This window comes from Comamonas terrigena NBRC 13299 (genome assembly GCF_006740045.1).
GTDB lineage: Bacteria > Pseudomonadota > Gammaproteobacteria > Burkholderiales > Burkholderiaceae_C > Comamonas > Comamonas terrigena.
The window spans coordinates 3,650,090-3,675,003 of sequence record NZ_AP019749.1 but is presented as its reverse complement, the minus strand read 5'-3'; the positions used below and the strand labels follow the sequence as shown (position 1 = coordinate 3,675,003).

The 24,914-nt window shown below is 65.3% G+C and carries 24 protein-coding genes and 1 tRNA gene; 10 read left to right on the top strand and 15 right to left on the bottom strand.

Annotated elements, in window-relative coordinates:
- Positions 1–3: 3 nt before the first annotated feature.
- Positions 4–354, bottom strand: coding sequence for a RidA family protein (locus CT3_RS16720; protein WP_066536848.1), 351 nt, complete (start codon positions 352–354; stop codon positions 4–6).
- A gap of 168 nt (positions 355–522) precedes the next feature.
- Positions 523–1,542, bottom strand: a complete 1,020-nt coding sequence (locus CT3_RS16715; RefSeq protein WP_083520438.1) for a LysR family transcriptional regulator — start codon at positions 1,540–1,542, stop codon at positions 523–525.
- Between the two features lie 209 nt (positions 1,543–1,751).
- Between CT3_RS16715 and CT3_RS16710 the strand changes: the two genes are divergently transcribed.
- Both CT3_RS16710 and CT3_RS16705 read left to right on the top strand, forming a co-directional pair.
- Entirely contained in the window at positions 1,752–2,735 is a 984-nt protein-coding gene (locus CT3_RS16710; protein WP_066536847.1) for a Bug family tripartite tricarboxylate transporter substrate binding protein, read from the top strand.
- A gap of 86 nt (positions 2,736–2,821) precedes the next feature.
- Positions 2,822–4,360, top strand: coding sequence for an amidase (locus CT3_RS16705; RefSeq protein ID WP_066536844.1), 1,539 nt, complete (start codon positions 2,822–2,824; stop codon positions 4,358–4,360).
- Positions 4,361–4,511: 151 nt separating this feature from the next.
- Here the strand turns inward: CT3_RS16705 and CT3_RS16700 are convergent, their stop codons facing one another.
- The 3 genes from CT3_RS16700 to CT3_RS16690 are packed head-to-tail and all read right to left on the bottom strand — an operon-like array spanning position 4,512 to position 6,877.
- On the bottom strand, positions 4,512–5,312 hold the full coding sequence (locus CT3_RS16700; RefSeq protein ID WP_066536833.1) for an amino acid ABC transporter permease: 801 nt from the start codon (positions 5,310–5,312) through the stop codon (positions 4,512–4,514).
- Positions 5,309–5,971 (bottom strand): amino acid ABC transporter permease, encoded by a 663-nt coding sequence (locus CT3_RS16695; protein WP_066536829.1) that lies wholly within the window; start codon positions 5,969–5,971, stop codon positions 5,309–5,311. The genes CT3_RS16700 and CT3_RS16695 overlap by 4 nt, the downstream gene beginning before the upstream one ends.
- A 3-nt stretch (positions 5,972–5,974) precedes the next feature.
- Positions 5,975–6,877, bottom strand: coding sequence for a glutamate ABC transporter substrate-binding protein (locus CT3_RS16690; RefSeq protein WP_066537409.1), 903 nt, complete (start codon positions 6,875–6,877; stop codon positions 5,975–5,977).
- 210 nt (positions 6,878–7,087) lie between these two features.
- Here CT3_RS16690 and CT3_RS16685 point away from each other — a divergent pair, with 210 nt between their 5' ends.
- Together CT3_RS16685 and CT3_RS16680 are read left to right on the top strand one after the other, a co-directional pair.
- The gene (locus tag CT3_RS16685) at positions 7,088–7,711 is read left to right on the top strand and encodes a glutathione S-transferase family protein (RefSeq protein ID WP_066536827.1); all 624 of its coding nucleotides are present in this window, start codon (positions 7,088–7,090) and stop codon (positions 7,709–7,711) included.
- Between the two features lie 157 nt (positions 7,712–7,868).
- Positions 7,869–8,252 carry a c-type cytochrome gene (locus CT3_RS16680; RefSeq protein ID WP_083520437.1) on the top strand — a complete coding sequence of 128 codons (384 nt, stop codon included), beginning with the start codon at positions 7,869–7,871 and terminating at the stop codon, positions 8,250–8,252.
- A 263-nt stretch (positions 8,253–8,515) separates the two neighbouring features.
- Here the strand turns inward: CT3_RS16680 and CT3_RS16675 are convergent, their stop codons facing one another.
- Positions 8,516–9,721, bottom strand: a complete 1,206-nt coding sequence (locus CT3_RS16675; protein ID WP_066537406.1) for a serine hydrolase domain-containing protein — start codon at positions 9,719–9,721, stop codon at positions 8,516–8,518.
- 281 nt (positions 9,722–10,002) lie between these two features.
- Between CT3_RS16675 and CT3_RS16670 the strand changes: the two genes are divergently transcribed.
- Entirely contained in the window at positions 10,003–11,364 is a 1,362-nt protein-coding gene (locus tag CT3_RS16670) for an NTP/NDP exchange transporter (RefSeq protein ID WP_083520436.1), read from the top strand.
- Between the two features lie 29 nt (positions 11,365–11,393).
- Positions 11,394–12,311 carry an aldo/keto reductase gene (locus tag CT3_RS16665; RefSeq protein ID WP_172591841.1) on the top strand — a complete coding sequence of 306 codons (918 nt, stop codon included), beginning with the start codon at positions 11,394–11,396 and terminating at the stop codon, positions 12,309–12,311.
- A gap of 224 nt (positions 12,312–12,535) precedes the next feature.
- Here the strand turns inward: CT3_RS16665 and CT3_RS16660 are convergent.
- The 5 genes from CT3_RS16660 to ureE form a co-directional block, all read right to left on the bottom strand.
- Positions 12,536–12,625, bottom strand: a tRNA-Ser gene (locus CT3_RS16660).
- A gap of 53 nt (positions 12,626–12,678) precedes the next feature.
- Entirely contained in the window at positions 12,679–13,344 is a 666-nt protein-coding gene (ureG, locus tag CT3_RS16655) for an urease accessory protein UreG (protein ID WP_066536813.1), read from the bottom strand.
- Complete coding sequence (locus CT3_RS16650) at positions 13,341–14,051, bottom strand: urease accessory protein UreF (RefSeq protein ID WP_066536804.1); 711 nt, start codon at positions 14,049–14,051, stop codon at positions 13,341–13,343. Before CT3_RS16650 ends, ureG begins: the two co-directional genes overlap by 4 nt.
- Positions 14,048–14,380, bottom strand: coding sequence for a DMT family transporter (locus CT3_RS16645; RefSeq protein WP_066536798.1), 333 nt, complete (start codon positions 14,378–14,380; stop codon positions 14,048–14,050). Before CT3_RS16645 ends, CT3_RS16650 begins: the two co-directional genes overlap by 4 nt.
- Entirely contained in the window at positions 14,377–14,982 is a 606-nt protein-coding gene (ureE, locus tag CT3_RS16640) for an urease accessory protein UreE (RefSeq protein ID WP_066536787.1), read from the bottom strand. Before ureE ends, CT3_RS16645 begins: the two co-directional genes overlap by 4 nt.
- A gap of 48 nt (positions 14,983–15,030) precedes the next feature.
- Between ureE and CT3_RS16635 the strand changes: the two genes are divergently transcribed.
- Entirely contained in the window at positions 15,031–15,501 is a 471-nt protein-coding gene (locus CT3_RS16635) for a gamma-glutamylcyclotransferase family protein (protein ID WP_225608722.1), read from the top strand.
- A gap of 18 nt (positions 15,502–15,519) precedes the next feature.
- Here CT3_RS16635 and ureC read toward each other — a convergent pair whose 3' ends face one another.
- From ureC to CT3_RS16615, 4 genes are all read right to left on the bottom strand, one after another.
- The gene (ureC, locus tag CT3_RS16630; RefSeq protein WP_066536784.1) at positions 15,520–17,238 is read right to left on the bottom strand and encodes an urease subunit alpha; all 1,719 of its coding nucleotides are present in this window, start codon (positions 17,236–17,238) and stop codon (positions 15,520–15,522) included.
- On the bottom strand, positions 17,238–17,543 hold the full coding sequence (locus tag CT3_RS16625; RefSeq protein ID WP_066536775.1) for an urease subunit beta: 306 nt from the start codon (positions 17,541–17,543) through the stop codon (positions 17,238–17,240). Before CT3_RS16625 ends, ureC begins: the two co-directional genes overlap by 1 nt.
- Positions 17,544–17,556: 13 nt before the next feature.
- Positions 17,557–18,165 carry a HupE/UreJ family protein gene (locus tag CT3_RS16620; protein WP_066536773.1) on the bottom strand — a complete coding sequence of 203 codons (609 nt, stop codon included), beginning with the start codon at positions 18,163–18,165 and terminating at the stop codon, positions 17,557–17,559.
- Between the two features lie 101 nt (positions 18,166–18,266).
- Entirely contained in the window at positions 18,267–18,569 is a 303-nt protein-coding gene (locus CT3_RS16615) for an urease subunit gamma (RefSeq protein WP_066536769.1), read from the bottom strand.
- 261 nt (positions 18,570–18,830) lie between these two features.
- On the opposite strand from CT3_RS16615, the gene CT3_RS16610 reads away from it, so the two are divergent.
- From CT3_RS16610 to urtA, 3 genes are all read left to right on the top strand, one after another.
- Positions 18,831–22,451 carry a hybrid sensor histidine kinase/response regulator gene (locus tag CT3_RS16610; protein ID WP_066536767.1) on the top strand — a complete coding sequence of 1,207 codons (3,621 nt, stop codon included), beginning with the start codon at positions 18,831–18,833 and terminating at the stop codon, positions 22,449–22,451.
- Positions 22,448–23,425 (top strand): response regulator transcription factor, encoded by a 978-nt coding sequence (locus CT3_RS16605; RefSeq protein WP_066536760.1) that lies wholly within the window; start codon positions 22,448–22,450, stop codon positions 23,423–23,425. The genes CT3_RS16610 and CT3_RS16605 overlap by 4 nt, the downstream gene beginning before the upstream one ends.
- Before the next feature lie 148 nt (positions 23,426–23,573).
- Positions 23,574–24,842, top strand: a complete 1,269-nt coding sequence (urtA, locus tag CT3_RS16600) for an urea ABC transporter substrate-binding protein (RefSeq protein WP_066536757.1) — start codon at positions 23,574–23,576, stop codon at positions 24,840–24,842.
- Positions 24,843–24,914 lie beyond the last annotated feature (72 nt).

Below are 24,914 nucleotides of genomic sequence, written 5' to 3'. Positions count from 1 at the left end.
CGGTCAGCCGCGCAGCGTCGCCACGACCGCAATCTCGATGCGGGCCGGGGCCACCAGTTCTGTGCAGACGGTGGCGCGCACCGGCAGCGGATCGGCGAAGTGGCTGGCGTACGCGGCATTGAATGCGGCGAAGTCCTCCTTGTGCGTGAGGAAGACGTTGACCGACACCACGTCGGCAAGCGACAGGCCTTCGGTGGCCAGCGTGGCGGCAATGCGCTCCAGCGTCAGGTGCGTCTGCGCCGTGATGCCTTCGGGGATGTTCCCATCGGCGGCAAACGGCATCTCGCCGGACAGGAAGGCCAGGCCGGCGGCCGTGCGGATCTTGGAAAAGGGGAGGGCGGGCATGGTGGACATGGAAGGAACTCCTGGGTGCAAAAAACCGAAAGGCAGAAAGGCGCTGGAAAGGCGCAGAAGCGCACCATTCTGGCGGGCCTCAGTGCCCGCCAGGTCCCCCGTGCTGCGCAGAAATCAGAATCGTCGATTGCCGATCCAGCAATTCGGCGCCTGCCGGTGCACCGCCTTTCACGCGCCGGGCAACCGGCCGTCCGCTGCGTTGTCCATGTCGCCCGCATCGCCGCCGCCTTCGTCGCCGTCGGCGCGGATGGCCGCCACCAGGTACTGCACAAAGGCGTGCACGGCTTCCTGCAGATTGCGCCCGGCCAGGGTCTGGACTTCCAGATAACGCTCGTTCATCTCGCGGTCGCGCAGCGGCACGGCCCGCACGGCGTTGCCGCCGCGCCGTGTGCGGACCGACAGCTCGCCATAGAACGCCACGCCCAGTTCGCTGGCGGCGGCGTAGCTGACCAGCGCGTCGGCATGGTTGCTCACCAGCACCTGGCGGTACCGCAGCCCTTGGCGGCTGCAGCTGATGTCGAGCAACTGCCGCAATGTGCTGCTCTTGAGCGGCAGCACCAGCGGGTAGGCCGTCACCTCGCGCAGCGACAGTTGCGGCCGTGAGGCCAGCGGATGCTTTTCCCCCAGCACGGCCATGATGGGGCAGGGGTGGCGCAGCTCCACGCGGATGTCCGGCTCGGGAACCGAGCTGAGGGTGATACCGATGTCGACCTCGCCATCTCGCACGCGCCGGGCCACATCGCCCTGCGAGCAGACTTCCAGCCGGAACACAACGCCTTCGTAGCGGCGCTGAAACTGCGCGATCAGCGTGGGAATGAAGTCATGGGCAAAGCCTTCAACCGAGGCGATGCGCACCTGCCCCGTGCGCATGCCGCGCAGCGACTGGATTTCGCTGGTGACACGCTCGATGTCCTGCTCGACCCGGCGTGCGTGGGCGGCCAGCAGTTCGCCCGCCGAGTTCGGCACCATGCCGCGCGAGCGGCGCTCGAACAGCAAGGTGTCCAGGTCGCTTTCCAGCCGCGCAATCTGGCGGCTGACCGCAGAGGGGGCCACGTTCAACCGGGTGGCCGCCTCCTTGATGGAGCCCGTACGCACCACTTCCAGGAAATAGCGCACCGCCGCTTCCTGCAGCACCCGGCTGTTGGCTGTGGCAGGACCGATTCCTGCTCCGGTATCTGTTTTCACCATCGCGCCATCCTTCTTAGACGTATGAATTCTATTTTTGGCAATGAATTATTCTAAACATTGCGCTTGTGGCATCGGTTGAGCACTCTTAGCATGAACTCGTATTCAGCACGTCCAGCGCAGCCACGGTGGTTGCGGAGCTATCCGGATCGTTGTTCCTGCGCTGGTGTTTTTCCCTCGTTCCCTTGCCTCACCGAACCTGTCGCTTCACCATGAAATCCATCACCGCTTTCACCCGCTTGGCCGTGGCTTGCTCGTTGAGCCTGGTTGCCGCTGCCCCCGCTCTCGCTGCCGATGCCTACCCATCGAAGCCCGTCACGCTGGTCATCCCGTTCTCGCCTGGCGGCGCCACGGATGTGATCGGCCGCCTGCTGGGCCAGAAGCTCGGTGAAAAACTGGGCCAGCCTGTGATCATCGACAACCGCCCGGGCGCGGGCACCATCATCGGTGCCACGTATGTGGCCAAGGCCCCGGCCGACGGCTACACCTTGCTGGTCAGCTCCGGCAGCACCTTCACCGTCAACCCAGCCATCCGCCCCAACCTGCCTTACGACCCGGTCAAGAGTTTCGATCCCATCGGGATTCCTGCACGTACCGGGCTGATCGTGCTGGCCAACAGCGCCGTGCCGGTGAGCGGCGTCAAGCAGTTCGTGGATTACGTCAAGAAGTCCCCTGGCAAATACGCTTTCGGCTCCTTCGGCAGCGGCACGACGGCCCACTTTGCGGGCGAGCTGGTGCTGGCCCGAACCGGGATCGACATGACCCATGTGCCCTACAAGGGCAGCGCACCGGCGATGACGGACCTGATCGGTGGGCAAATCCCGTTCTCGGTCGACACCGTGGCCGCCGCCATACCGCAGATCAAGAACGGAAAGATCAAGGCCGTTGCCGTGACCACGGCCAAGCGTTCCTCCCTGCTGCCCGACGTGCCGACCTTCGCCGAGGCCGGCTTCAAGGATATCGACATGGACACCTGGCTGATCATCGTTGGCCCCAAAGGCATGCCAGCCAGTGTGAAGGCCAAGCTGGAATCCACGCTGGCGGAAGTCGCGGCCGCCCCCGACGTGCAGGAAAAGATGAAGGCCCAGGGCTTTGACCCCGCCTATGCCAACAGTGCCGCAGCCACCGCCTTGATCCGCCAGGAAATGCCCGTGATGAAGAAGCTGGCCGACAGCGCGCACATCACCGCCGATTGATACCACCCGCATGGCCCCCCGCTGCCGGCAGTGACCGCGCCGGGGGGGCATCTATATCTATATCTACATCCATGAGAGAGACATCCATGCACACCGCCCCGTCATCCAGTCCGTCGCTGGTCGAACTGTCTGCCGTCGAACTGCGCCGCCTCATTGGTGCGCGGCAGGTTTCGCCGGTTGAACTGCTCGATGCCTGCATCGCCCGCATCGACAGCGTCAACCCTTATGTCAACGCCGTCACCGCGACCTGTTTTGACCGCGCGCGCAGCGAAGCGCATGCCGCCGAAAAGGCCGTGATGGCGGGCGATCCGCTGGGGCTGCTGCATGGCCTGCCGCTGGGCGTGAAGGACCTGGAGCCCACCGAAGGGTTGCTCACCACCTGGGGCTCGCCCATCTACCGCGACCATGTGCCGACCCAGGACATCGAGCTGGTGGCCCGCCTGCGCCGCGCGGGCGCCATCGTGGCCGGCAAGACCAATGTGCCGGAGATGGGCGCAGGTGCCAACTCGCGCAACGATGTCTGGGGTGCGACCGGCAATCCCTTCAACCCCAACCTCAACGCCGGCGGCTCGTCGGGGGGATCGGCCGCGGCACTGGCCTGCGACATGCTGCCGGTGTGCACTGGCTCGGATACCGGCGGTTCCCTGCGCATTCCAGCCGCCAAATGCGGCGTGGTGGGGTTCCGCCCCTCGCCGGGCATTGTTCCCAGCGTGCGCAAGCTGCTGGGCTGGACGCCGCTGTCGGTCGTCGGTCCCATGGGGCGCACGGTGGAAGATGCCTGCCTGCAGCTGGCGGCCAGCGCGGGCGTGCATGCCGGTGATCCCTTGAGCTACCCGCTGGATGCCGCTTCTTTCCTGCACCCTGCGCGCACCGACCTCAGCCGCTTGCGCGTGGCATGGACGGAAGACTTTGGCGCCTGCGACGTGGATGAGGGTATCCGCGCCACGTTCCGGCAGAAGATTGCGGCCATGCGCCACCTGTTTGCGGCCTGCGATGAAGTCAAGCTGGACCTGGGCGATGTGCACCGCTGCTTCGATGTGCTGCGCGCCGAATCCTTTGTCGCCGGCATGCAGGCCGCCTACGAGCGCGACCCCGACAGCCTGGGCCCCAACCCGCGTGCCAACTACGAAATGGGCGCCCGCATGAGTCTGCTGGACGCCGCCTGGGCGCAGGCAGAGCAGACACGGCTGCTCAAGCGCTTTCAGGACACCTTCGCCGACTACGACCTCATTCTGTCGCCGACCACGCCGGTCTCGCCCTTCCCCTGGACGCAGCTGTACGCCGCCCAGGTCGGTGGCCAGCAGCAGGCCAACTACTACCGCTGGCTGGCGTTGACCTATGTGGTCACGCTGACCACGCACCCGGCCATTTCCCTGCCGTGCGGCACAGACCATGCCGGCATGCCCTTCGGCCTGCAGGTGGTGGGCGGCTTTCGCCGTGACCACGAGCTGTTGGGCGCCGCCCACGCGATGGAACAGGCCTTCTCCACCCAGGAGGCACTGCGCCGTCCACGCCCGGACCTGGCCGCGCTGCGGCCCGCAGAGCCGGCGCTGACCTCCATCGTCACCGCGCCTCCCGTGCTGCATGCACAAGGCGCCGCCGTGGAGGCCGTGTCAGCGGTTTGATGGACTGATACCCGGGTGCCCGGTGCCCTGGTGTACCGGGATCCGAACAGCGTGGTGGTGGTTGGTGGGTGGTCGTCGGCAGCTCGGCGGCCACCCTGTCACCTTGCCGCCCGGCAGAGCGCCTCGTACGCATCAGTGGCCCAGCGCAGGGTCAGTGCATCGGCCTGCTGAGCCGTTTGCTGGCCCTGGAGATGGCGTAGTTGACCAGGCAGTAAAGCAGTGCGACCACCAGGTACACAGGCACCAGCGCGTGGTAGTTGGCAATCAGCACCTTGGCGTTCTGCATCAGTTCCCCGTAGGTCACCACGTAGCCAAAGGTGGTGTCCTTGACCACGATGACCAGCTGCGCCACCAGCGCCGGAACGATGTAGCGCAGCGCCTGCGGGAAGACGATGAGAAAGAACACCTGGGCTTCGGTCATGCCCAGGCTGCGCGCCGCATCGGTCTGGCCGCGGGGGACTGCCAGCACGCCCGCGCGGTAGACCTCGGCCACCACGGCCGCAGTGCTCAGGCCGATGGGCAGGGTCAGCATCCAGTAGGTGCTCAGCTTGATCCCAAGCGTTGGCAGCACCAGAAAGCACACATAGATCAGCAGCAGCGTCGGTGTGCCGCGCAAAAACTCGATGGCCGCAACGCTGGGCCAGCGCACCAGCTTCAGGCGCGACAGGCGCCCCACCAGCAGCACCAGCCCGAAGGACAGCGCAATGGCGGCCGCCATCGCTGACGATTTCAGCGTGCCGAGCAGGCCCTTGGCAAGGAAGGTCCAGGTCGTCGGCCAGGCAAAGAATTCCCAGAACGGAGCGTCCAGCTGCCCTGCGTCATGGAACTGGTAGCCAATGGCCACTGCCAGCGCCAACAACATGGCCGCGGCCATGACGCTTGCCATCCGGGTGGTGATGCGGGCGCGCGGGCTGGGCGCCGCAAACAGAATGTCTTCCAGAGGGCGGCTCATCGCAGTATCCGCAGCTTCTTGTCCAAGGTGGCGCCTGCCCAGGCGATCAGCAATCCGGTCGCCACATACAGCGCGGCGGCCACCGCGAACGCGGCCATGCCCGCAGCGGAGTCGTTGGCGATCTTGGACACCAGCGAGGTGAGCTCCCGGCCTGCAAGCGGCACCTGCGACGCCAGCGAGGTCGAAAGCATCAGCGCAATCAGCAGCGATGTCATCGGCTGTACCACCGAGCGCAGTGCCTGCGGCAAGACCACCACGGCAATGATGTGCCGGGGTCGCATGCCCAGGCTCAGCGCGGCTTCGATCTGGCTGCCGGGAATGGTGTTGATGCCCGAGCGCAGGTAATCCGCCGTGAAGGCCGAGCACACCAGCGTCAGGGCCAGGATCACGCTGGGCTCATAGTCGATCACCACATTCAGGTCGGGCAGCGCGAACACGATGAAGATCAGCAGCGCCACGCTGGGGATGTTGCGGAAGATCTCGACATAGCCGGTCAGCACCCAGCGCAGCGGCGGCACCGGCAGCAGCCGCAGCACCGCCACCGCCGTGCCCAGCAGGAACCCGGGCACGAACGACACGAGCGTGAGCTTCCATGTCAGCAAAAGAGCCTGCCAGAAGGCAGGCCCGTACTCGGTCAGAAGCCTGGAAACCTCAGCCATCGCTCAGGGGTGGGCAGGCGGCGTCGGGACGGCGGTGCTGCCGGTGCGTTGTCCGATGGAGACCGTCCAGAGCTTGGCCCAGGTGCCATTGGCTTCCAGCTTTTTCAGGAAAGCGTTGACGAAGGCCACGCCGTCCGAGCCCTTGGGCAGTCCCACGCCGTAGGGGTCCTGTGCGCCGAAGGGGGCACCCGCCAGCCGGGCGTTGCTGACACCCAGGCTCAGGGCGTTGAGCAGCAGCGTGTAGTCGGTCACGTAGGCATCCACCCGTCCCTGGCGCAGTCCGTCCAGGGCTTCCTGGTGCGTCTGGAACTCCTGCACGACCGCCTTGGGCGCGTACTGGGCCAGGATCGCCGGTCCCGTGGAGCCGGCCTGCGTGGCCACTTTCTTGCCGGCGAGGTCGCTGTACGACTGGATCGCCTTGTTGTTCGCCTTGACCAGCACCCCGGCCTGCGAGGTGTAGTACGGGCCGGCAAACGAGATCTTCTCGGCGCGGGCCGGGGTGATGGAGTAGGTGGCGAACACCATGTCCACCTGGTCGTTGATGAGCACCTGCTCGCGTGTCGACGAATTCACCTGCGTGAACTGGTACTTGGCGCCATCGCCCAGGATATAGCGCGTGAGGAGCTGGGCCAGGCCCGCGTCGAAGCCGCGGATCTTTCCATCTTTTTCGTTGAGCAGCGAGAACAGATTCGACGTCTGCGTGCCACCAAAGCGCATCGTGCCGGCCTGCTTGATCTTGGTGGCCCAGCTGCTCGATGCGATGGTCGCTGCATCGGCGACCGGGCCCTGGGCGATCAGCGCGTCAAACGCGGCGGCATTGATCGGTGTGCCCTGTGCGAAAAGCGCGCCACTGGCCGTGATCGCCAGCGCCGCCACGGTGGTTTTCAGAATGGATGGGATCGGCATGGGGTCTTCCTGGATGGTCTGTGGCGCCAAGGTGGTGCGGTGCAAGGCACGCACCGCGCGTTCGGTTCAAGCGCCAGAATGCATTGTGCGCACGATACAGCCTTTCTGCGCGGTCACCACCGTCACGCTGGCACAGCGTCGACATTTGGCGCCGCATACACTCGCTGCAACCGTCACTTTCCTACAAACTCCTCACCAGAAAGGCATGGCATGTTGCGTGTGCTGGGCAAGGCGTCGTCCATCAATGTCCGCAAGGTACTCTGGGCCTGTGCCGAAATGGACATCCCCTTTGAGCGGGAGGACTGGGGCGTGGGTTTCCGGTCGACCCACACGGCTGCATTCATGGCTCTAAACCCTAACGCCATGGTGCCGGTCATTCAGGACGGCGATTTTGTGCTGTGGGAGTCGAACTCCATCATTCGCTATCTGGCGAACCGCTACCACGGCGCCGGGATATATCCGCCCGAAGCACAGGCGCGGGCGCGGGTCGACCAATGGATGGACTGGCAGGCGACGGACCTGAACAAATCCTGGAGCTATGCCTTCATGTCGCTGGTCAGGCATTCCCCGGAGCACCAGGACCGCCATGCGCTGGCCACCGGCTGCAGCGAATGGTCCAGGCATATGGCCATCCTGGACCGGCAGCTGGATGCCACGGGTGCCTATGTGTGCGGCGAGTCGTTCTCTCTGGCCGACATCCCGGTCGGCCTGTCGGTGAACCGCTGGTTTGAAACACCGCTGGCGCACCCTGACTATCCGGCGGTACAGGATTATTACGAGCGTTTGAGCCTGCGGCCGGGCTATCGCCTGTACGGCCGAAACGGAACCCCGTGAGGGATTGGTTGGGTTTGGAGCCTGGCGGGATTCGCGTGGCGGGTGTGGGTCCGTATGGCGCCGAAGGTCGTACCATGCTGCGCATCCTGTTCGCGCTGGGGAACCCGTGTGCCTCTGCTTTTGCGCCCACCAGCCTGCGCCCTACGAAACGAAAAAAATGACAGCCAGAGAATTAGGCATCGCCTTGCTCGGAGCCTTGGCGTTCGCTCTGCCGCCATCTGCTTTTGCGCAGAACACCAATGGAAAAAACCTCTACACACAGCGATGTGCCGTGTGCCACGGAGCGGATATCAAGGGCACGGGGCCATTGGCCAGGAAAAGCAATCCACCCACACCGGACCTCACCACCGCTGCTTTCAAAAAACGGCTGGAGAGTTATCCGGGCGTCATCGTGTCCTCGGTCATACTTCGCCCGAACGGGGACCTGATACCCAGAACGTTGAAGGAGAACGGAGTGAAGATTGCTCCGCATTCCTGGACCGTTCAGGATTTTCGAGACCTGAACAAATACATGGGAGACGTGATTTCAAAAAGTCGATGACCTGCACCGCGCCTGTCTGTGGTGCAAGTTTGAGAGTATTTTTTTAAATCAATGGGCTACGGGTGTCTTGACGTGGGGTGCAGCAAGAGCATGTTCCACTGAATGCATCGGCTCACGCCTGCTGTCTGGGTGTGCAGGGCGGTTTGGCGCCAGTGGGGCGATCCTGGCCTGGGGCGACCGTTGTGAGGCCGGCTGGCGCGTGAGGCAAGGCCGCGTGTGCAAGGCCAAGCACGCTGCACCATTGGCCCACGGTCCCCGCCCGATCAGGAAGGCTTGGCCGTCTCGTCGTCGATGGCCTGCTGCACCTCGCGGTAGAAGTTCTCACGTGCTTGTGTAGCTTGGGGGTCGCGCGCACCGCCGGCCCAATTGGCGTTGGACACGATCACCAGCTTGCGTTGCGGATCGATAAAGATGCCCTGCCCAAAAATGCCGCGGGCCGTATAGCTGCCATCGTCATAGGTCCACCATTGGTAGCCGTAACCACGCCCGGGAATACCGATCTCCGTGCGCTTGGTGGTCGCTTCCGCCCACCAGCCGTCGGGCACGATGCTCTGGCCGTTGACCTGGGCGCCGTTCAGAATGAACAAGCCCATGCGGGCATAGTCGCGCGGCGTGGCCTGCACGCAGCAACCGCCAATCTCCTTGCCGGTCTTGCTCAAGATCCAGGTGGCCTGCTGCTCCATGCCTGCCGGCACCCAGATCTTCTCGGACAGGTAGGTGGCCAATGGCTTGTGCGTGGCCTGCTGCACCAGCGTTCCCACAAGATTCGTTTCGCCGGTGCTGTACAGCCAGCGGGAGCCGGCAGGGGCTTCCCGTGGCAGCTTGCGCATATAGCTCACCAAGGCTTCCACGCCTTCCTCGGGCTGGTGGTTGTTGAACCTGGCCACGTCCGACTGGGGGTCGGCATAGTCTTCGTTCCACTTCACGCCCGACGTCATGGTCAGCAGCTGCCGCACGCTGACATCGTCGTAGGCCGAGCCCTTGAGGTCAGGGATATAGAGGCTCACCTTGTCGTCCAGGCTCTTGATGAAGCCGTCTTTCACCGCAGCCCCGACCAGCGTGGAGGTGAAGGACTTGGCGACCGAGAAGCTGGTCCAGCGCCCCTGCCCATCAAAGCCCAGGCCATAGCGTTCCAGCCGCAGCTTGCCGTCGTGCACCACCAGCAGCGCGGCACTGCGCTGACCGGCCATGTAGGCATCCACATCGCTCTGGAGCTGGAGAGGTGGCCCTGGAGGTAGGGGAGAGGGGCTGCCACTGGCCGGCACCACGTTCGCCTTGGCGAGTATCGGCAGGCGGTCCAGCGCACGGAAGGCCGCATCGCGTTGCGGCACCGTCCAGAACAGCACATCGCGGTTGGTCGGCACGGTGGCCAGCAGCGCCCGCGTCTCCTTGTCCAGGCTGAACCAGCACCCCACGACAGCGGCAGCCAGAATGGCCAGGCTGCCCAGCACCACCTTCTTAAATGACACGTCCGTCTCCTTGGGGTTGAGCAAGAACCGTTGCCCCAGCAGGGGCAGGCCGTTGCGCACCGCCTCGGCTTGCCTGGATACTACGGAGTCGTTGTGGGCCGCAGGGAATGCTGTTGCTCCATCTCGACAGGTGATTGCCCTAGCGCCGCAGCACCGCTTTCGGTTCTAGGTCCGGTCTCATCCAGGTGAAGTCTTTGCCAGAACTCCGATTGGAATGGACGCAGGGCCTGTGAACGGGCTACCAAAATCTGGTCGATTCACTTCTCACTTCAGTCTTTGACATGGCCATTCCCCCCTTGGGTAGCGTGCCGGGCGCGGCGTCATACACGCATCGGCTTTTGCGCCGTGTGGTTGCCGTCGAGCCCGATGAAGTGAAGGCGGTGCTCTTGGGCTTTGCCTGGTTCGGCTGCCTGCTGTCGGGCTACTACCTGCTGAGACCGCTGCGGGATGCCATGGGTCTTGTGGGTGGGCCGCAAGAGCTGCGCTGGCTTTTCACCGCCACCTTCGTCACGATGCTTTTGCTGGTGCCAGCGTTTGGCTTCCTGGTCACGAAGTTGTCACCGCGCCGGTTTGTACCGCTCGCCTACCGTCTCTTCGCGGTGACCTTGCTGGCATTCAGTGCTGCGATGGCCCTCCATGCGGACAGCGTGTGGCTGGGAAGAACCTTCTTCGTGTGGGTGAGCGTCTTCAACCTGTTCGTTGTCAGCATTTTCTGGAGCGTGCTGGACGACTGCTTCAGCAGTGAGCAGGGCCGCAGGCTCTTCGGATTCATCGCTGCAGGAGGGACGTTTGGCACCATCGTCGGACCCGCTTTGGCTGCAGCGGCCGTGAGCTTGCTTGGCCCCATGGCGCTTGCTTTGCTCGCTGCCTTGCTCCTGGAGGTGGCATTGCGTTGCTTCCGTGGGATATATCCCGCCCCATCCAGGGAAGGCGGCGACAGCGCTCAGGCAGCACATCCCCAGTCGAGCCCATTGGGCGGCCAGGTGTGGGCGGGGCTGTCCTTGATTGCCAGGTCCCCCTATTTGTTGGGTATATGTGCGTATCTGCTGCTGCACACCGCTGCGTCAACGTTTCTGTACTTTGAGCAGGGCCGCATCGTTGCCGAGTCGTTGACCGATACCGTCTCCAGAACCCGGTATTTCGCGGCAGTCGACTTCAGTGTCTCGTCGCTGACGCTGGCATTGCAAGTCTTCCTCACCGGACGCCTGATGAAGCGATTCGGGCTGGTGCTCTGCTTGGCCATACTGCCAGTGGTGACGGTGGTTGCGTTTGGCGCGCTCGCGCTGGCGCCGACGCTCCTGGTTCTCGCCTTGGTGCAGGTAGCGCGGCGCGCGCTGGATTACGCGATTGCCAGACCGGCGCGCGAGGTACTGTTCACCGTGGTCAGCCGCGAAGAGAAATACAAGGCGAAAAACGCCATTGAGACGCTGGTGTACCGTGGAGGCGATGCGGTCAGTGGCTGGTTGTCTTCGGCGCTGTCTGCAGTCGGTGTCGGGCTGGGAGGCATGGCTGTGGTTGCCATGCCTGTAGCCGCAACGTGGTGTGCGCTGTGCGTCTGGCTCGCAAAGCGTCAGGACACCATGCGGCAGAGGGCTGATGCCGCCACCACCAAGGAATCTCTCACTACTTCGGAGGCCACATGACCGAACCTATTGGACCATGTTCTGCAGGCATCAACCGGGCGCAGCTCCTGCGAGCCACTGCGGCGGCAGCGCTCTCCGCGGCCCTTGGGCCAGGTGCGTTGGCCGCGACAGCTGGGGCCCAGGGAGGAAAGATGCTGACACGAAAAATTCCCTCGACGGGCGAGCTGCTGCCAGTGGTCGGTTGCGGCACCTGGCAGGGCTTTGGCCATGCCCCAGGCAGTGCCGAGTATGCGCGTCTGCCAGGTGTGGTGGAGGCGCTCTTTGATGCAGGCGGAACGGTTCTGGACAGCTCGCCCATGTACGGGCGCTCCGAAAAGACCACCGGGGAGCTCCTGGCGAAGTCGAACCACGGTACCAAGGCATTCCTGGCGACCAAGGTCTGGACTTCCGGGCGCGAGGCTGGAATACGGCAAATGGAAGCATCCATGTCGCTGTTGGGTACGAACAAGCTGGACCTGATGCAGGTGCACAACCTGGTGGACTGGCAGACGCACTTGGCGACGCTGCGTGAGTGGAAAAAGCAGGGCAAGGTCCGGTATGTGGGGATCACGCACTACACGTCCTCCGCATTCCGCGAAGTGGAGGCCGTGCTCCGGCGCGAGCCACTGGATTTCCTGCAGATTAACTATGCGGTGGATGACCAAAGCGCTGCCGAGACGCTGCTTCCTCTGGCGATGGACAAGGGCGTCGCCGTGCTGATCAATCAGCCGTTTGGCGGAGGAGGGCTGCTGCGGGGGCTGCGGGAGAGGCCTTTGCCAGACTGGGCGCAGGAAATCGGCTGCACCAGCTGGGCGCAGGTGTTGCTGAAGTTTGTGCTCAGCAATCCGGCCGTCACTTGTGTCATTCCAGGGACCAGCCGTTCGGAACACATGCTGGACAACGCCCAGGCAGGGATGGGGGTCATGCCTGAGCCGTCGTTCTGGCGGCAACGCTCGCTTGGTATCTGACAGGGACGGGCTGACGGGCTGATCTGTGTCGACTCGGCGGCCGGTCTCGCGCAGGCGGTGAAATTGGCACGCCAATGTCATGGCGGAAAGCTACTTCTCACTGCGCAAGCGTGAACGTATCCGCATAGAAACCTGTGCGACAAGGCAAGAAGCCCGCAGCGCAATCTTTAGCGATATAGACCAAAATAAAAAAGCGCCGGAAAGGCGCTTTTTTATTAGCTATCTGGCGGAGGCTGTGAGATTCGAACTCACGGAAGGATCACTCCTTCGGCAGTTTTCAAGACTGCTGGTTTAAACCACTCACCCAAACCTCCGAAGGCGTCGATTCTACACAAAGCGCGGCGGCCTCCGGGGCCGCGCGGCGCAATCAGGCGGTCTGCAGCAGGCCCTGGCGTTCGATGAACTGCACCACCTCATCCAGCCCGTCCAGGGTCTTGAGGTTGGTCATCACAAAAGGCTTGAGCCCCTTGGGCGTTGTGCGCTGCTTCACGGTGTCGCTGCGCATGATGTCCAGGTTGGCGCCCACATGCGGGGCCAGGTCGGTCTTGTTGATGACGAACAGATCGCTCTTGGTGATGCCGGGGCCGCCCTTGCGCGGGATTTTTTCGCCGGCGGCCACATCGATCACATAGATCGTCAGATCCGACAGTTCGGGGCTGAAGGTCGCGGCTAGGTTGTCGCCGCCTGACTCGATGAAGACGATGTCGGCATCGGGGAAGTCCTTGAGCATGCGGTCAATGGCTTCCAGGTTGATGGACGCGTCTTCGCGGATGGCCGTGTGGGGGCAGCCTCCGGTCTCCACACCCATGATGCGCTCGGCCGGCAGCGCGCCGCTGATGGTCAGCAGGCGCTGGTCTTCCTTGGTGTAGATGTCGTTGGTGATGGCGACCAGGTCCCATTTGTCGCGCATGGCCTTGCAGAGCATCTCCAGGATCGTGGTCTTGCCCGAGCCCACGGGCCCGCCAATGCCCACGCGCAGCGGCGGCAGTTTCTTGGTGCGGTGGGGGATGTGGTGCAGTGCAGAGGTGGTCATGATCTGAAAAGGCGTGAATACAGGTGTTCATGCTGGGCCGACAGAATCGCCAGCATGGGGGAAAAGGCTTGCCGCCCATGGTCTGGCAGGGCCAGGGCATGGTCAACCGCCTGCGGTATGTTCTGGGTCAGCTGCGCCAGGATGCGCTGGCCTGCGCTCTGGCCCAGCGGCACGGCCTTGATGGCGGTCTGCACCATGTTCTCGGCCCAGCCGAAGGCATAGGCCAGCAGCGCGTCGCGGCCCGTGGCGCCGGTGCAGTGCGCCGCAAACGAGAACGCAATCGGGTAGCTGGCATCCTGCGTGCCCAGCCAGGCGATGGCGGGCTGCAGCGCCGCATCACCGGTATGGCGGTTGCGCAGCCAGTCCACCAGCGACCGGCCCATCTGCTCGGTCTGCAGCCGCAGCTCGCTGGTTTCGCGTGTGGTGCGCACCCATTGGTTGAGTGCGGCAATGCGCTCGCGGTCATCGCTGTGCCAGGCCGCAGCTGCCTGCGCAATCACCGCCATGTCGCCGCGGGACTGGGTCAGGTGCAGCTGCTGTACCAGCCAGTGTGCGGCTTCGCTTTCGTTCGTGACCCGCTCCGCCTGGATGGCGGATTCCAGCCCTTCCGAATAGGAAAAGCCACCGATCGGCAAGGCGGGCGAGGCCAGCCACATCAGCTGCAGAAAGCTGCTGGGTGCAAGCTGCAAGGGAGCGCTGCTGGTCATGCTGGTTCTCCGCGCAGGCCCAGGAATTTGAGGCCCACAATGCCCATCACGATCATGCCGAAACAGGCCATGCGGGCCAGGCTCCGGTCTTCGTCCAGAAACAGCATGCCGTAGGCGGCGGTGCCCACGGCGCCAATGCCCACCCAGACGGCGTAGGCCGTACCCACGGGAATGCTGCGCGTGGCCAGCGACAGCAGGTACATGCTCGCCGCGATGAACGCCACGCAGAACAGGCTGGGGCCCAGGCGGGTGAAACCTTCGGTGCGCGGCATGGCGGCGGCGTAGAAGATCTCGCACAGGCCGGCGGCGATCAGGAACAGCCAGTTCATCCGTGGTTGCACTTTCCGTGGTCATGCCCGTGACCATGATCGTGCGCATGGCCGTGGTCATGGGCGTGCCCGTGGTCATGGCTGTGCCCATCGGAGTGGCTGTGCGCATGGCCATGGTGGTGGTGGCTGTGGCCGTCATTGGTCACATGGCCGCCGTAGGCTCCGCCTTCCGGCTCGAACGGCAGATCGGCTTCCACCACGGTCATGTGCATGCTGCGCAGCATATCGGCCAGCACATGGTCGGGCTCAATCTTCAGATGGTCGGGCTGCAGCTCGATCGGGACATGGCGGTTGCCCAGGTGGTACGCGGCGCGCATCAGGTCGAAGGGCGATCCGTGCACCGCGCAGGCGGTGATGTGCAGCACTTTCTGCGGCGCCGCCAGCACGCGGACCAGGGACCCATCCTCGGCCACCAGCACGTCGCCGCCGCGCACGGCCTGGCCGCGCGGAAGAAAGATCGCCAGTTCGCGGCCCTGGCTGTCGGTGGCGGCAAAGCGGCTCTTCTGGCGCACATCCCAGTCCAGCTCCACGGTCGCAGCGCGTTTGAGCAGGGGGGCAGACAGGCCTTGGCCTTGGGGCAGCAGTTTGTTGGCGGTCAACATGGTGAATTCAGGTGCAAAAAGGACTTTGAAAGCGATAGCATGACATGCATGTCAAGAGACGATTTCCAGCCTTTTCCTGCGGCGATGCCGCCCTGGCACAGCTGCGGTGCAGACCATGTGGCGGTGTACGGCACGCTGCGTGAAGGCGGCAGCAATGACATCCGGCGCTTTCAGCCCGGCATTGCGCAGGTGGGTACCACCTGGCTGCAGGGCAGCTTGTGGGACATGGGCCAGTGGCCCGGACTGCAGCTGGATGGCTGCGGCCCGGTGCTGGCCGAGGTCTACCCGCTGCATCCCGCGCTGGAGCAGCAGCTGGACCAGCTGGAAGACATCTGGCCGCAGGATCTGGGCCAGTACCGCAAGCGGCTGCTGACCCAGACCGTGCAGCAGGGGGATGGGCTGGTCGTGACCTGCCGCATGCTGGTGTATGAAGCCCTGCCGCAGGCCCTGGCCCGCTGCCCGCGCGTGCCCGCCGGTGACTGGCTGGCGTGGTTCAGGGCGGGCAAGCCGCAGGGCTAGGCAGGGCATGCGCGGCCCTCAGAACAGGAAATAGCGCTGCGCCATTGGCAGGCTGTGCGCGGGCTCGCAGGTCAGCAGGTCCCCGTTGGCACGCACGGCATAGGTCTGGGCGTCCACTTCCATGTGGGGGGCCAGGTCGTTGTGGACCATGTGCTGCTTGCGCACGCCGCGAATGCCTTTCACGGCCGACAGCGTCTTGTGCAGGCCGAAGCGCTGGCCAATGTCCGCGGCCAGGCCGGCCTGCGAGACAAAGGTGAGCGAGGTCCTGGCGATGGCGCCGCCAAAGCTGCCAAACATGGGCCGGTAGTGCACCGGTTGCGGCGTGGGGATGGACGCATTGGGGTCGCCCATGGCGGCCATGGCAATGAAGCCGCCTTTTAGGATGCAGGCGGGTTTGACCCCAAAGAAAGCGGGTTTCCACAGCACGATGTCTGCCCATTTGCCCACTTCGATGCTACCCACTTCGTGGCTGATGCCGTGGGCAATGGCGGGATTGATCGTGTACTTGGCGATGTAGCGCTTGACGCGGAAGTTGTCGTTGCGCGCGCCATCACCTGGCAGTGCACCGCGCTGCAGCTTCATCTTGTGCGCGGTCTGCCAGGTGCGCAGGATCACCTCTCCCACACGGCCCATGGCCTGGCTGTCGGAGCTGAACATGCTGATCGCGCCGATGTCGTGCAGGATGTCCTCGGCCGCAATCGTCTCCTTGCGGATGCGACTTTCGGCAAAGGCCAGGTCTTCGGCAATGCCCGCATCCAGGTGGTGGCAGACCATCAGCATGTCGACGTGTTCGTCCAGCGTGTTGATGGTGTAGGGGCGTGTGGGGTTGGTGGAGCTGGGCAGCACATTGGCCTCGCCCACCACCTTCAGGATGTCGGGCGCATGGCCGCCGCCCGCGCCTTCGGTGTGGAAGGTGTGGATGGTGCGGCCCTTGAAGGCGGCCACGGTGTCTTCCACAAAGCCGGACTCGTTCAGCGTGTCGGTGTGGATGGCCACCTGCGTGTCGGTTTCCTCGGCCACGGTCAGGCAGTTGTCGATGGCGGCGGGCGTGCTGCCCCAGTCTTCGTGCAGCTTCAGGCCGATGGCCCCGGCGCTGATCTGCTCGTGCAGGCCCTGTGGCAGGCTGGCGTTGCCCTTGCCCAGAAAGCCCAGGTTCATGGGGAAGGCGTCGGCGGCCTGCAGCATGCGTTCCATGTTCCAGGGACCGGGCGTGCAGGTGGTGGCAAAGGTGCCGGTGGCCGGGCCCGTGCCGCCGCCGATCATGGTGGTCACGCCACTGGTCAGCGCCTCTTCGATCTGCTGTGGTGCGATGAAGTGGATGTGCGTGTCGATGCCGCCCGCGGTGACGATCAGCCCTTCGCAGCTGATGATCTCGGTTCCCGGGCCGATGATGATGTCCACCCCCGGCTGCGTGTCCGGGTTGCCCGCCTTGCCGATGGCGGCAATGCGGCCACCCAGCAGGCCGATGTCGGCCTTGACGATGCCCCAGTGGTCAATGATCAGCGCATTCGTCAGCACCGTGTCCATGGCGCCCTGCGCACGGCTGCGCTGGCTTTGCGCCATGCCGTCGCGGATGGTCTTGCCGCCGCCGAATTTCACTTCCTCGCCATAGCCGCCCGCGGCCAGCGTGAAGTCTTTCTCGACTTCAATCAGCAGCTCGGTGTCGGCCAGGCGCACGCGGTCGCCCACGGTGGGGCCAAAGGTTTCGGCGTAGGCGCGTCGGTCCATCTGTGCCATCACAAGTCTCCCTGTACCAGGCCGCGAAAGCCGTAGATTTTGCGGTCGCCGCCCATGTCCACCAGCTCCACCGTGCGTTGCTGGCCCGGCTCGAAGCGCACGGCCATGCCGCTGGCGATGTTCAGGCGCATGCCGTGTGCGGCGTCGCGGTCGAAGGACAGTCCCGCATTGGTTTCGGCAAAGTGGTAGTGCGATCCGACCTGGATGGGCCGGTCGCTGGCGTTGCGCACCACCAGGGCCACGGTGCGGCGGCCCGGGTTGAGAGGGTGGGCGCCCTCGTCCAGTAGCAGTTCTCCGGGGATCATGCGGGCCTCCGGTTTATGCCAGCTTGGTCAGCATGAAGGCACCCAGGGCCGCCGTGGCCCCGCCGCCGAGCTTGGCCGCCCACTGGTGGCGCTGCATCACGGCCTTGCCCAGCACCATGCCGCAGACATGCAACAGGCCCGATCCCAGCGCAATGCCGGTCAGGGCACCAACCGCAGCCCAGCCCGTGTCGCCCGCCAACTCAAAGCCATGGGCGGCGCCATGGAAAAAGGCGAACACGCCCGCCAGCGCAGCGGCCAGCACCCAGGGCATCTTCTTCTGCACGGCCACCAGCAGGCCCAGCACCAGCACGGAAGCGGCAATCATCGGCTCCACGCCCGGCACCCACAGGCCGGCAAAACCGGCCAATGCACCGGCCACCAGCAGCGCGACAAACGCCGCCGGCGCGCGCCAGGCGGGGGTGACGGTCAGCGCGCTCCAGGCACCCACCGCCAGCATCGCGGCCAGGTGGTCGGCGCCGGTGAACGGGTGGGCGAAGGCATGGGTTAGGCTGTCCAGGAAATTGTGGTGGCCGCCACCATCCGCGCCCACATGGGCCAGGGCGGACAGGGGCAGGGCAGCCGCTGCTGCGGTCAGGGTGGTGAGGAGGTGTTTGGTTTTCATGGCAGTCTGGGCAAGAAGGGGAGAGCCGGCTGGCGAAAGGGCACGAGGTAGCGCAATAGGCGGTGCAATGTGCGGTGCAGTGGGAACGGTCGTGGCAGCGCTCAGACGATGGGGTCGTGCACCGTGACTAGCTTGGTGCCATCGGGGAAGGTGGCTTCGATCTGGATGTCGGGAATCATCTCCGGCACGCCTTCCATCACATCGTCGCGGGTCAGCACCGTACGGCCTTCGCTCATCAGCTGGGCCACCGTCTTTCCGTCGCGTGCGCCTTCCAGCACATAGGCGCTGATCAGGGCCACGGATTCGGGGTAGTTCAGCTTGAGTCCCCGTGCACGGCGCCGCTCCGCCAGAAACGACGCAGTGAAGATGAGCAGCTTGTCTTTTTCGCGAGGTGTGAGTTCCATGCCCACAGGCGATGCAAGCGCTGTGCCAAGTGCTGCACCGCTTTGGCGAAGCCTGTGCGCACAAAAATAGTGCAGCCAAGGGGTTGCCTGTTTGTGGTGCATGCCTTTTTGTGGTGCATGCATGGGTTGGGGATGGCCAGGTAGGGTGTGCCGCAGCGGTGCCATTGAGGTGGAGGTGGGCGCGGGCGGTCGCGTACCTGCCGGGCGCCATGGTGGTGGCGTGCGTGCGGCGCGGCATGAAAGCTGCAAGCGTGGGTCTCCATGGCCCGTCCCCCGCTGACCACTGTTGCTGACAACCCCCCCGCAGCCGCGGCCGAGCAGGCTGTGGCGGCGCCTGCCGCGCAGCAGGTGGTCAAGGTACGCCGCGACTACAACACCTGGGTGGCGACCGAGACCTTGGAAGACTACGCGCTGCGCTACACCCCGCAGCGCTTTCGCAAATGGTCCCATGCACGTGTGGCGCACACGGCCTTCGGTGCGGCCTCGTTCCTGATTCTGGAGGCCGTGGGGGCCACGCTGCTGGTGCAGTACGGCTGGGCCAATGCCTTCTGGGCCATTCTGGCCACGGGGCTGATCATCTTTGCGGCCGGCCTGCCCATCAGCATCTATGCCGCGCGCTACGGGCTGGACATGGACCTGCTCACGCGCGGTGCGGGCTTTGGCTATATCGGCTCCACCATCACCTCGCTGATCTACGCCAGCTTCACCTTCATCTTTTTTGCGCTGGAGGCGGCGGTCATGGCCTATGCGCTGGACCTGGCGCTGGACATCCCGCCGGCCTGGGGCTACCTGGTGTGTGCGCTGCTGGTGATTCCGCTGGTCACCCACGGGGTGTCCATCATCAGCCGGCTGCAGGTGTGGACCCAGCCGCTGTGGCTGGTCATGCTGGTGGTGCCGTTTGTCTATGTGGCCATCAAGCAGCCCCAGGTGTTCAGCGAGGTGCTGCACTACGGCGGCGAGCGCAATGCCGGCGCCGGCTTCAGCCTGCCGCTGTTCGGCGCCGCGCTGACCGTGGGCATTGCCCTGATCACGCAGATGGGCGAACAGGCCGATTACCTGCGTTTCATGCCCCAGCCCGTACCCGGCCAGCGCGGGCGCTGGTGGGCGGGGGTGCTGCTGGGCGGCCCGGGCTGGGTGGTGCTGGGCGTGGCCAAGATGCTGGGCGGGGCGCTGCTGGCCTACCTGGCGATTTCCCACGCCGTACCGGCCGAGCATGCGGTGGACCCGAACCAGATGTACCTGGCCGCCTACGAAAACGTGTTTCCCCATTACAGCTGGGCGGTGGCGGCCACGGCGCTGTTTGTGGTGATCTCCCAGCTCAAGATCAATGTGACCAATGCCTATGCTGGTTCGCTGGCCTGGAGCAATTTTTTCTCGCGCCTCACGCACAGCCATCCTGGCCGGGTGGTGTGGGTGGTGTTCAACACCTTCATCGCCTTCATGCTGATGGAGATGAACGTCTTCCGCGCCCTGGGCGAGGTGCTGGGCCTGTATTCCAACCTGGCCATCGCCTGGATCATGGCCGTGGTGGCCGATCTGGTGATCAACAAGCCGCTGGGCCTGTCGCCGCCGGGGATCGAATTCAAGCGCGCCCACCTGTACGACATCAACCCCGTGGGGGTGGGCGCCATGGCGCTGGCTTCCTGCCTGTCGATCGCCGCGCACCTGGGGGCGTTTGGTCCGCTGGCGCAGGCCTTCTCGGCCGTGATCGCCATGGTCGTGGCCCTGGTCAGCGCACCGCTGATCGCCTGGGCCACCCGGGGCCGCTACTACATTGCGCGCAGCGCGCAGTCGGGTTGTGCCAGCTGCACGCAGTGCAGTGCCGGCGGTGCCGCCACGGCCACCGCCACCCTGCGCTGCACGGTGTGCGACCGCAGCTACGAGGCGCCGGATATGGCGCATTGCCCGGCCTATGGCGGCCACATCTGCTCGCTGTGCTGCACGCTGGATGCGCGCTGCGGCGATGTCTGCAAGCCGCAGGCCCATCTGGCCGTGCAGTGGCGCAGCGCCCTGCGCTGGCTGCTGCCCCGGCCGCTGTGGCAGCTGCTGGACAAAGGCCTGGGTCACTTCCTGCTGCTGATGCTGGTGATCGCCCCGGTGCTGGCCGCCGTGCTGGGGCTGCTCTACCACCAGGAGCTGCAGACGCTGGAGCGCGCGGCATCGCCCGCCACGGTGCAGGCAGCGGCGGCTTCGGTCCGGGCCACCTTGCTCAAGGCCTATCTGGGCCTGCTGCTGATCGCCGGCATCGTGGCCTGGTGGCTGGTGCTGGCCCAGAAAAGCCGGCGCGTGGCGCAGGAAGAATCCAACCGCCAGACCGGCCTGCTGGTGCGGGAAATCGCCCTGCACCAGCAGACCGATGCCGAACTGCAGGCCGCCCGCAAGCTGGCCGAGGAGGCGCGCGCCATTGCCGAAGCCGCGCGCGAAGCCGCCGACCAGGCCAACCAGGCCAAAAGCCGTTACCTCAGCGCCATCAGCCACGAGCTGCGCACGCCGCTCAACAGCATCCTGGGCTATGCACAGCTGATGGGGGCAGACAACAGCGTGCCGCCGCACCGCCAGCACGCGGTGCAGGTAATCCGCCGGGGGGGTGAACACCTGCTGTCGCTGATCGAAGGCACGCTGGACATCGCCCGCATCGAATCCGGCAAGCTGGCGCTGCAGGTCGCGCCCATGCGCTTTGCCGAAGGCATGCAGTCCCTGGCCGACCTGTTTGCGCTGCAGGCCCAGGCCAAGGGCCTGGAATTCCACTACGACGTCCAAGGCAGCCTTCCGGCGGTGGTGCGGGCGGATGAAAAGCGCCTGCGCCAGATCGCCATCAACCTGCTGGGCAATGCCATCAAGTTCACCACCCAGGGCAGCGTGACGCTGCAGGTGCGCTATGCGCGCCAGATGGCCACGCTGCGCGTGATCGACACCGGCCCCGGCATGGAACAGGACGAACTGGTGCACATCTTCGAGCCCTTTGCGCGCGGCAGCAGTGCGGGGGGCACGGGCGGCGCCGGCCTGGGCCTGACCATGGCCAAGATGCTGACTGAGCTGATGGGTGGCGCGCTGACGGTGGAAAGCCGGGCCGGCGCCGGGGCATGCTTCCAGGTGAGCTGGTTTTTGCCCTCGGTCGACGACATGGCCGCAGTCGCTGTGGCGCCGTTGCGGGTTCCGGTGGGCTATGCCGGGGAACGCCGGCGCGTGCTGGTGGTGGACAACGAAGAGGCCGACCGGGGCGTGCTGCTGCAGTTGCTGGCCCCGCTGGGGCTGGACGTGCAGTTGGCCGCCAGCGGCCATGCGGCGCTGGCCCTGGTGGCCGAAGGCTGGGTGCCGCATGCCGTGTTCATGGACCTGGCCATGCCGGGCATCGACGGCTGGGAGACGCTGCGCCGCCTGCGTGCCATGCACGGCAGTGCCATGGCCTGCGCCGTGGTCTCGGCCAATGCCTTCGACCGTGAACTGCCCAACGATGTGGGCATCACCCCGCAGGACTTTCACACCAAGCCCGTGCGCCACAGCGAACTGCTGCTGTGGCTGGGCCGCAGGCTGCAGCTTTCCTGGCAGTACGCGGATGAAGCACCGCTTGCGCAGACGGCCCCGGTTGCGGCACCGGAAACGGTCCGGACGGATGGGGCGCCGGCGGCCATGCCCCGGCCGGCTGCGGAGCTGGGCATGGATATGGAAATCGGCATGCACGTGGACCTGTCCGCGCTGCGCCAGGCCGTGGAACTAGGCTATGTGCGCGGCGTGCGCCAGGCTTTGCAGGCCCTGGAGGCCGCCCACCCCCAGCATGCGGTGCTGTGGGCGCAGTTGCGCGGCATGGCGCAGCAGTTTGATCTGGAAGGTATGGCGCAGCTGCTGGGGCAGCCGCCGCTGCAACGGAGGGCCGCAGCATGAATGCGCAGGACGACGTGGTGCTGATCGTGGACGATGTCCCGGACAACCTGGCCGTGCTGCACGATGCGCTGGACGAAGCCGGCTACACCGTGCTGGTGGCCCTGTCGGGCGAGCAGGCGCTGCAGCGTGCGCTGCAGGCCCAGCCGGACATCGTCCTGCTGGACGCCATGATGCCGGGCATGGACGGTTTCGAGGTGGCCCGCCGGCTGAAGGCGGATGCACGCACCGCACCGATTCCCGTGGTCTTCATGACCGGGCTGACCGAGACCGAGCATGTGGTGGCGGCGCTGGCCGCCGGTGGTGTGGACTATGTCACCAAGCCGCTGAAACCGGCCGAGGTGCTGGCGCGCATGGGCGTGCACCTGGCCACCGCCCGCCGCGCACGGCAGCAGACACAGCAGGCCCTGCAGGCCCGCAGCGCCCTGGATGCCTTTGGCTACGCCAGCATGACGGTGCGCGTGGGCGACGGGCGGGTGCTGTGGCACACCCCGCTGGCGCGCACCCTGCTGCAGCGCTACGGCGGCCTGGGCCTGCCCGTGGTGCCTGCGGCCGTGCAGGAATGGATGGCACGCCAGCATGCCGCCGTGGTGGCCGGCGGCGCCGGCGAGCCGCCGCGCATGGCACTGACCCCGGTACAGCCTGCGGCGGAAGGCGGTGCCGACGGACGCCTGCTGCTGCACCTGCATCCGCCAATGGAAGAAGGCGAGGCGGGGGAACTGCTGGTGGTCATGCGCGAGGAATCCGGCAGCGCCGCCATCACCCTGCTGCGCGACGCCTTTGCCCTGACCGGCAAGGAAGCCGAGGTGCTGTACTGGGTGGCGCAGGGCAAGATCAACCGCGACATTGCCGACATCCTGGGCAGCAGCCCGGCCACGGTGAAAAAGCACCTGGAACGCATCCACACCAAGCTGGGGGTGGAAACGCGCACCGCGGCCGCGGCATCGGCGCTGGGGCGGCTGCGCCAGGGCGGCTAGGCGGGCAACGGTACGGTGGGCGGCCATGGCGTACGCCATCCGGCGTATATACGCCAGCCGGGCGGATTTTTAGCATGCAGGTCATGGTGATTGCATTGGCCGCTGGCACAGGCAACACCACCCCCTTATCCAAGAGAGGAGTTCCTTCATGCCCCGTCGTTTCACCCTCAAGACCCTGGCCGCTGCAGCAGCGGTCGCCGGCATCGGCTTCACGGCCCTGTCCGCCCAGGCCGCCGACACCATCAAGGTGGGCGTGCTGCACGCGCTGTCGGGCACCATGGCGATTTCGGAAACCGCGCTGAAAGACATGGCCCTGATGACCATCGAGGACATCAATGCCAAGGGTGGCGTGCTGGGCAAGAAGCTGGAGCCCGTGGTGATCGACACCGCCTCCAACTGGCCGCTGGCAGCGGAAAAGGCCAAGCAGCTGGTCAGCCAGGACAAGGTGGCGGTCACTTTCGGCTGCTGGACCTCGGTGTGCCGCAAGTCGGTGCTGCCGGTCTATGAAGAAACCAACTCCCTGCTGTTCTACCCCGTGCAGTACGAAGGCGAGGAACTCTCCAAGAACGTGTTCTACACCGGCGCAGCGCCCAACCAGCAGGCCATTCCCGCAGTGGAATACCTGATGGGGGACGACGGCGGCAACGCCAAGCGCTGGGTGCTGCTGGGCACCGACTATGTCTATCCCCGTACGGCCAACAAGATCCTGCGTGCCTTCCTGAAGGCCAAGGGCGTGGCCGACAAGGACATCATGGAGGCCTACACCCCCTTCGGCCACAGCGACTACCAGACCATCGTGGCGGACATCAAGAAGTTCGCTGCCGGCGGCAAGACGGCGGTGGTGTCCACCATCAACGGCGACTCCAACGTGCCGTTCTACAAGGAGCTGGGCAACGCTGGCATCAAGGCCACCGATGTGCCCGTGGTCGCCTTCTCGGTGGGTGAGGAAGAGCTGCGCGGCCTGGACCCCAAGCCCCTGGTGGGCCACCTGGCCTCGTGGAACTACTTCATGAGCGTGAAGAACCCCACCAACGACGCCTGGATCAAGCAGTGGTCGGCCTACGCCAAGGCCAAGAAGCTGCCCGGCCAGTCCACCAAGCCGTTGACCAATGACCCGATGGAAGCCACCTATGTCGGCATCCACATGTGGAAGCAGGCCGTCGAGAAAGCCAAGTCCACCGATGCGGACAAGGTGATCGCCGCCATGGCCGGCCAGACCTTCAAGGCGCCCAGCGGCTTCACGCTGACCATGGACCCCAAGAACCACCACCTGCACAAGCCCGTGCTGATCGGTGAGATCAAGGCCGACGGCCAGTTCAACGTGGTGTGGAAGACCAAGGGCCCGATCAAGGCCCAGCCCTGGAGCCCCTACATCGACGGCAACGACAAGAAGAAGGACGAGCCCGAGAAGAAATAACGCAGCCGCCGCAGGGGTGCGTGCCTGGTGTGCACCCCCGGCGGACATGTGCGGTTTCCTCCACGGCCCGTC

Excerpts from the sequence above, each read along its gene's own strand:
- CT3_RS16620 (WP_066536773.1), bottom strand. The coding sequence starts at position 18,165 with ATGAAAACCAAACACCTCCTCACCACCCTGACCGCAGCAGCGGCTGCC.
- ureC (WP_066536784.1), bottom strand. The coding sequence starts at position 17,238 with ATGGCACAGATGGACCGACGCGCCTACGCCGAAACCTTTGGCCCCACC.
- CT3_RS16625 (WP_066536775.1), bottom strand. The coding sequence starts at position 17,543 with ATGATCCCCGGAGAACTGCTACTGGACGAGGGCGCCCACCCTCTCAAC.
- CT3_RS16710 (WP_066536847.1), top strand. The coding sequence starts at position 1,752 with ATGAAATCCATCACCGCTTTCACCCGCTTGGCCGTGGCTTGCTCGTTG.
- CT3_RS16645 (WP_066536798.1), bottom strand. The coding sequence starts at position 14,380 with ATGAACTGGCTGTTCCTGATCGCCGCCGGCCTGTGCGAGATCTTCTAC.
- urtA (WP_066536757.1), top strand. The coding sequence starts at position 23,574 with ATGCCCCGTCGTTTCACCCTCAAGACCCTGGCCGCTGCAGCAGCGGTC.
- CT3_RS16650 (WP_066536804.1), bottom strand. The coding sequence starts at position 14,051 with ATGACCAGCAGCGCTCCCTTGCAGCTTGCACCCAGCAGCTTTCTGCAG.
- ureG (WP_066536813.1), bottom strand. The coding sequence starts at position 13,344 with ATGACCACCTCTGCACTGCACCACATCCCCCACCGCACCAAGAAACTG.
- CT3_RS16610 (WP_066536767.1), top strand. The coding sequence starts at position 18,831 with ATGGCCCGTCCCCCGCTGACCACTGTTGCTGACAACCCCCCCGCAGCC.
- CT3_RS16615 (WP_066536769.1), bottom strand. The coding sequence starts at position 18,569 with ATGGAACTCACACCTCGCGAAAAAGACAAGCTGCTCATCTTCACTGCG.
- CT3_RS16690 (WP_066537409.1), bottom strand. The coding sequence starts at position 6,877 with ATGCCGATCCCATCCATTCTGAAAACCACCGTGGCGGCGCTGGCGATC.
- CT3_RS16715 (WP_083520438.1), bottom strand. The coding sequence starts at position 1,542 with ATGGTGAAAACAGATACCGGAGCAGGAATCGGTCCTGCCACAGCCAAC.
- CT3_RS16700 (WP_066536833.1), bottom strand. The coding sequence starts at position 5,312 with ATGAGCCGCCCTCTGGAAGACATTCTGTTTGCGGCGCCCAGCCCGCGC.
- CT3_RS16720 (WP_066536848.1), bottom strand. The coding sequence starts at position 354 with ATGTCCACCATGCCCGCCCTCCCCTTTTCCAAGATCCGCACGGCCGCC.
- CT3_RS16670 (WP_083520436.1), top strand. The coding sequence starts at position 10,003 with ATGGCCATTCCCCCCTTGGGTAGCGTGCCGGGCGCGGCGTCATACACG.
- CT3_RS16685 (WP_066536827.1), top strand. The coding sequence starts at position 7,088 with ATGTTGCGTGTGCTGGGCAAGGCGTCGTCCATCAATGTCCGCAAGGTA.
- CT3_RS16695 (WP_066536829.1), bottom strand. The coding sequence starts at position 5,971 with ATGGCTGAGGTTTCCAGGCTTCTGACCGAGTACGGGCCTGCCTTCTGG.
- ureE (WP_066536787.1), bottom strand. The coding sequence starts at position 14,982 with ATGTTGACCGCCAACAAACTGCTGCCCCAAGGCCAAGGCCTGTCTGCC.
- CT3_RS16605 (WP_066536760.1), top strand. The coding sequence starts at position 22,448 with ATGAATGCGCAGGACGACGTGGTGCTGATCGTGGACGATGTCCCGGAC.
- CT3_RS16705 (WP_066536844.1), top strand. The coding sequence starts at position 2,822 with ATGCACACCGCCCCGTCATCCAGTCCGTCGCTGGTCGAACTGTCTGCC.
- CT3_RS16635 (WP_225608722.1), top strand. The coding sequence starts at position 15,031 with ATGTCAAGAGACGATTTCCAGCCTTTTCCTGCGGCGATGCCGCCCTGG.
- CT3_RS16680 (WP_083520437.1), top strand. The coding sequence starts at position 7,869 with ATGACAGCCAGAGAATTAGGCATCGCCTTGCTCGGAGCCTTGGCGTTC.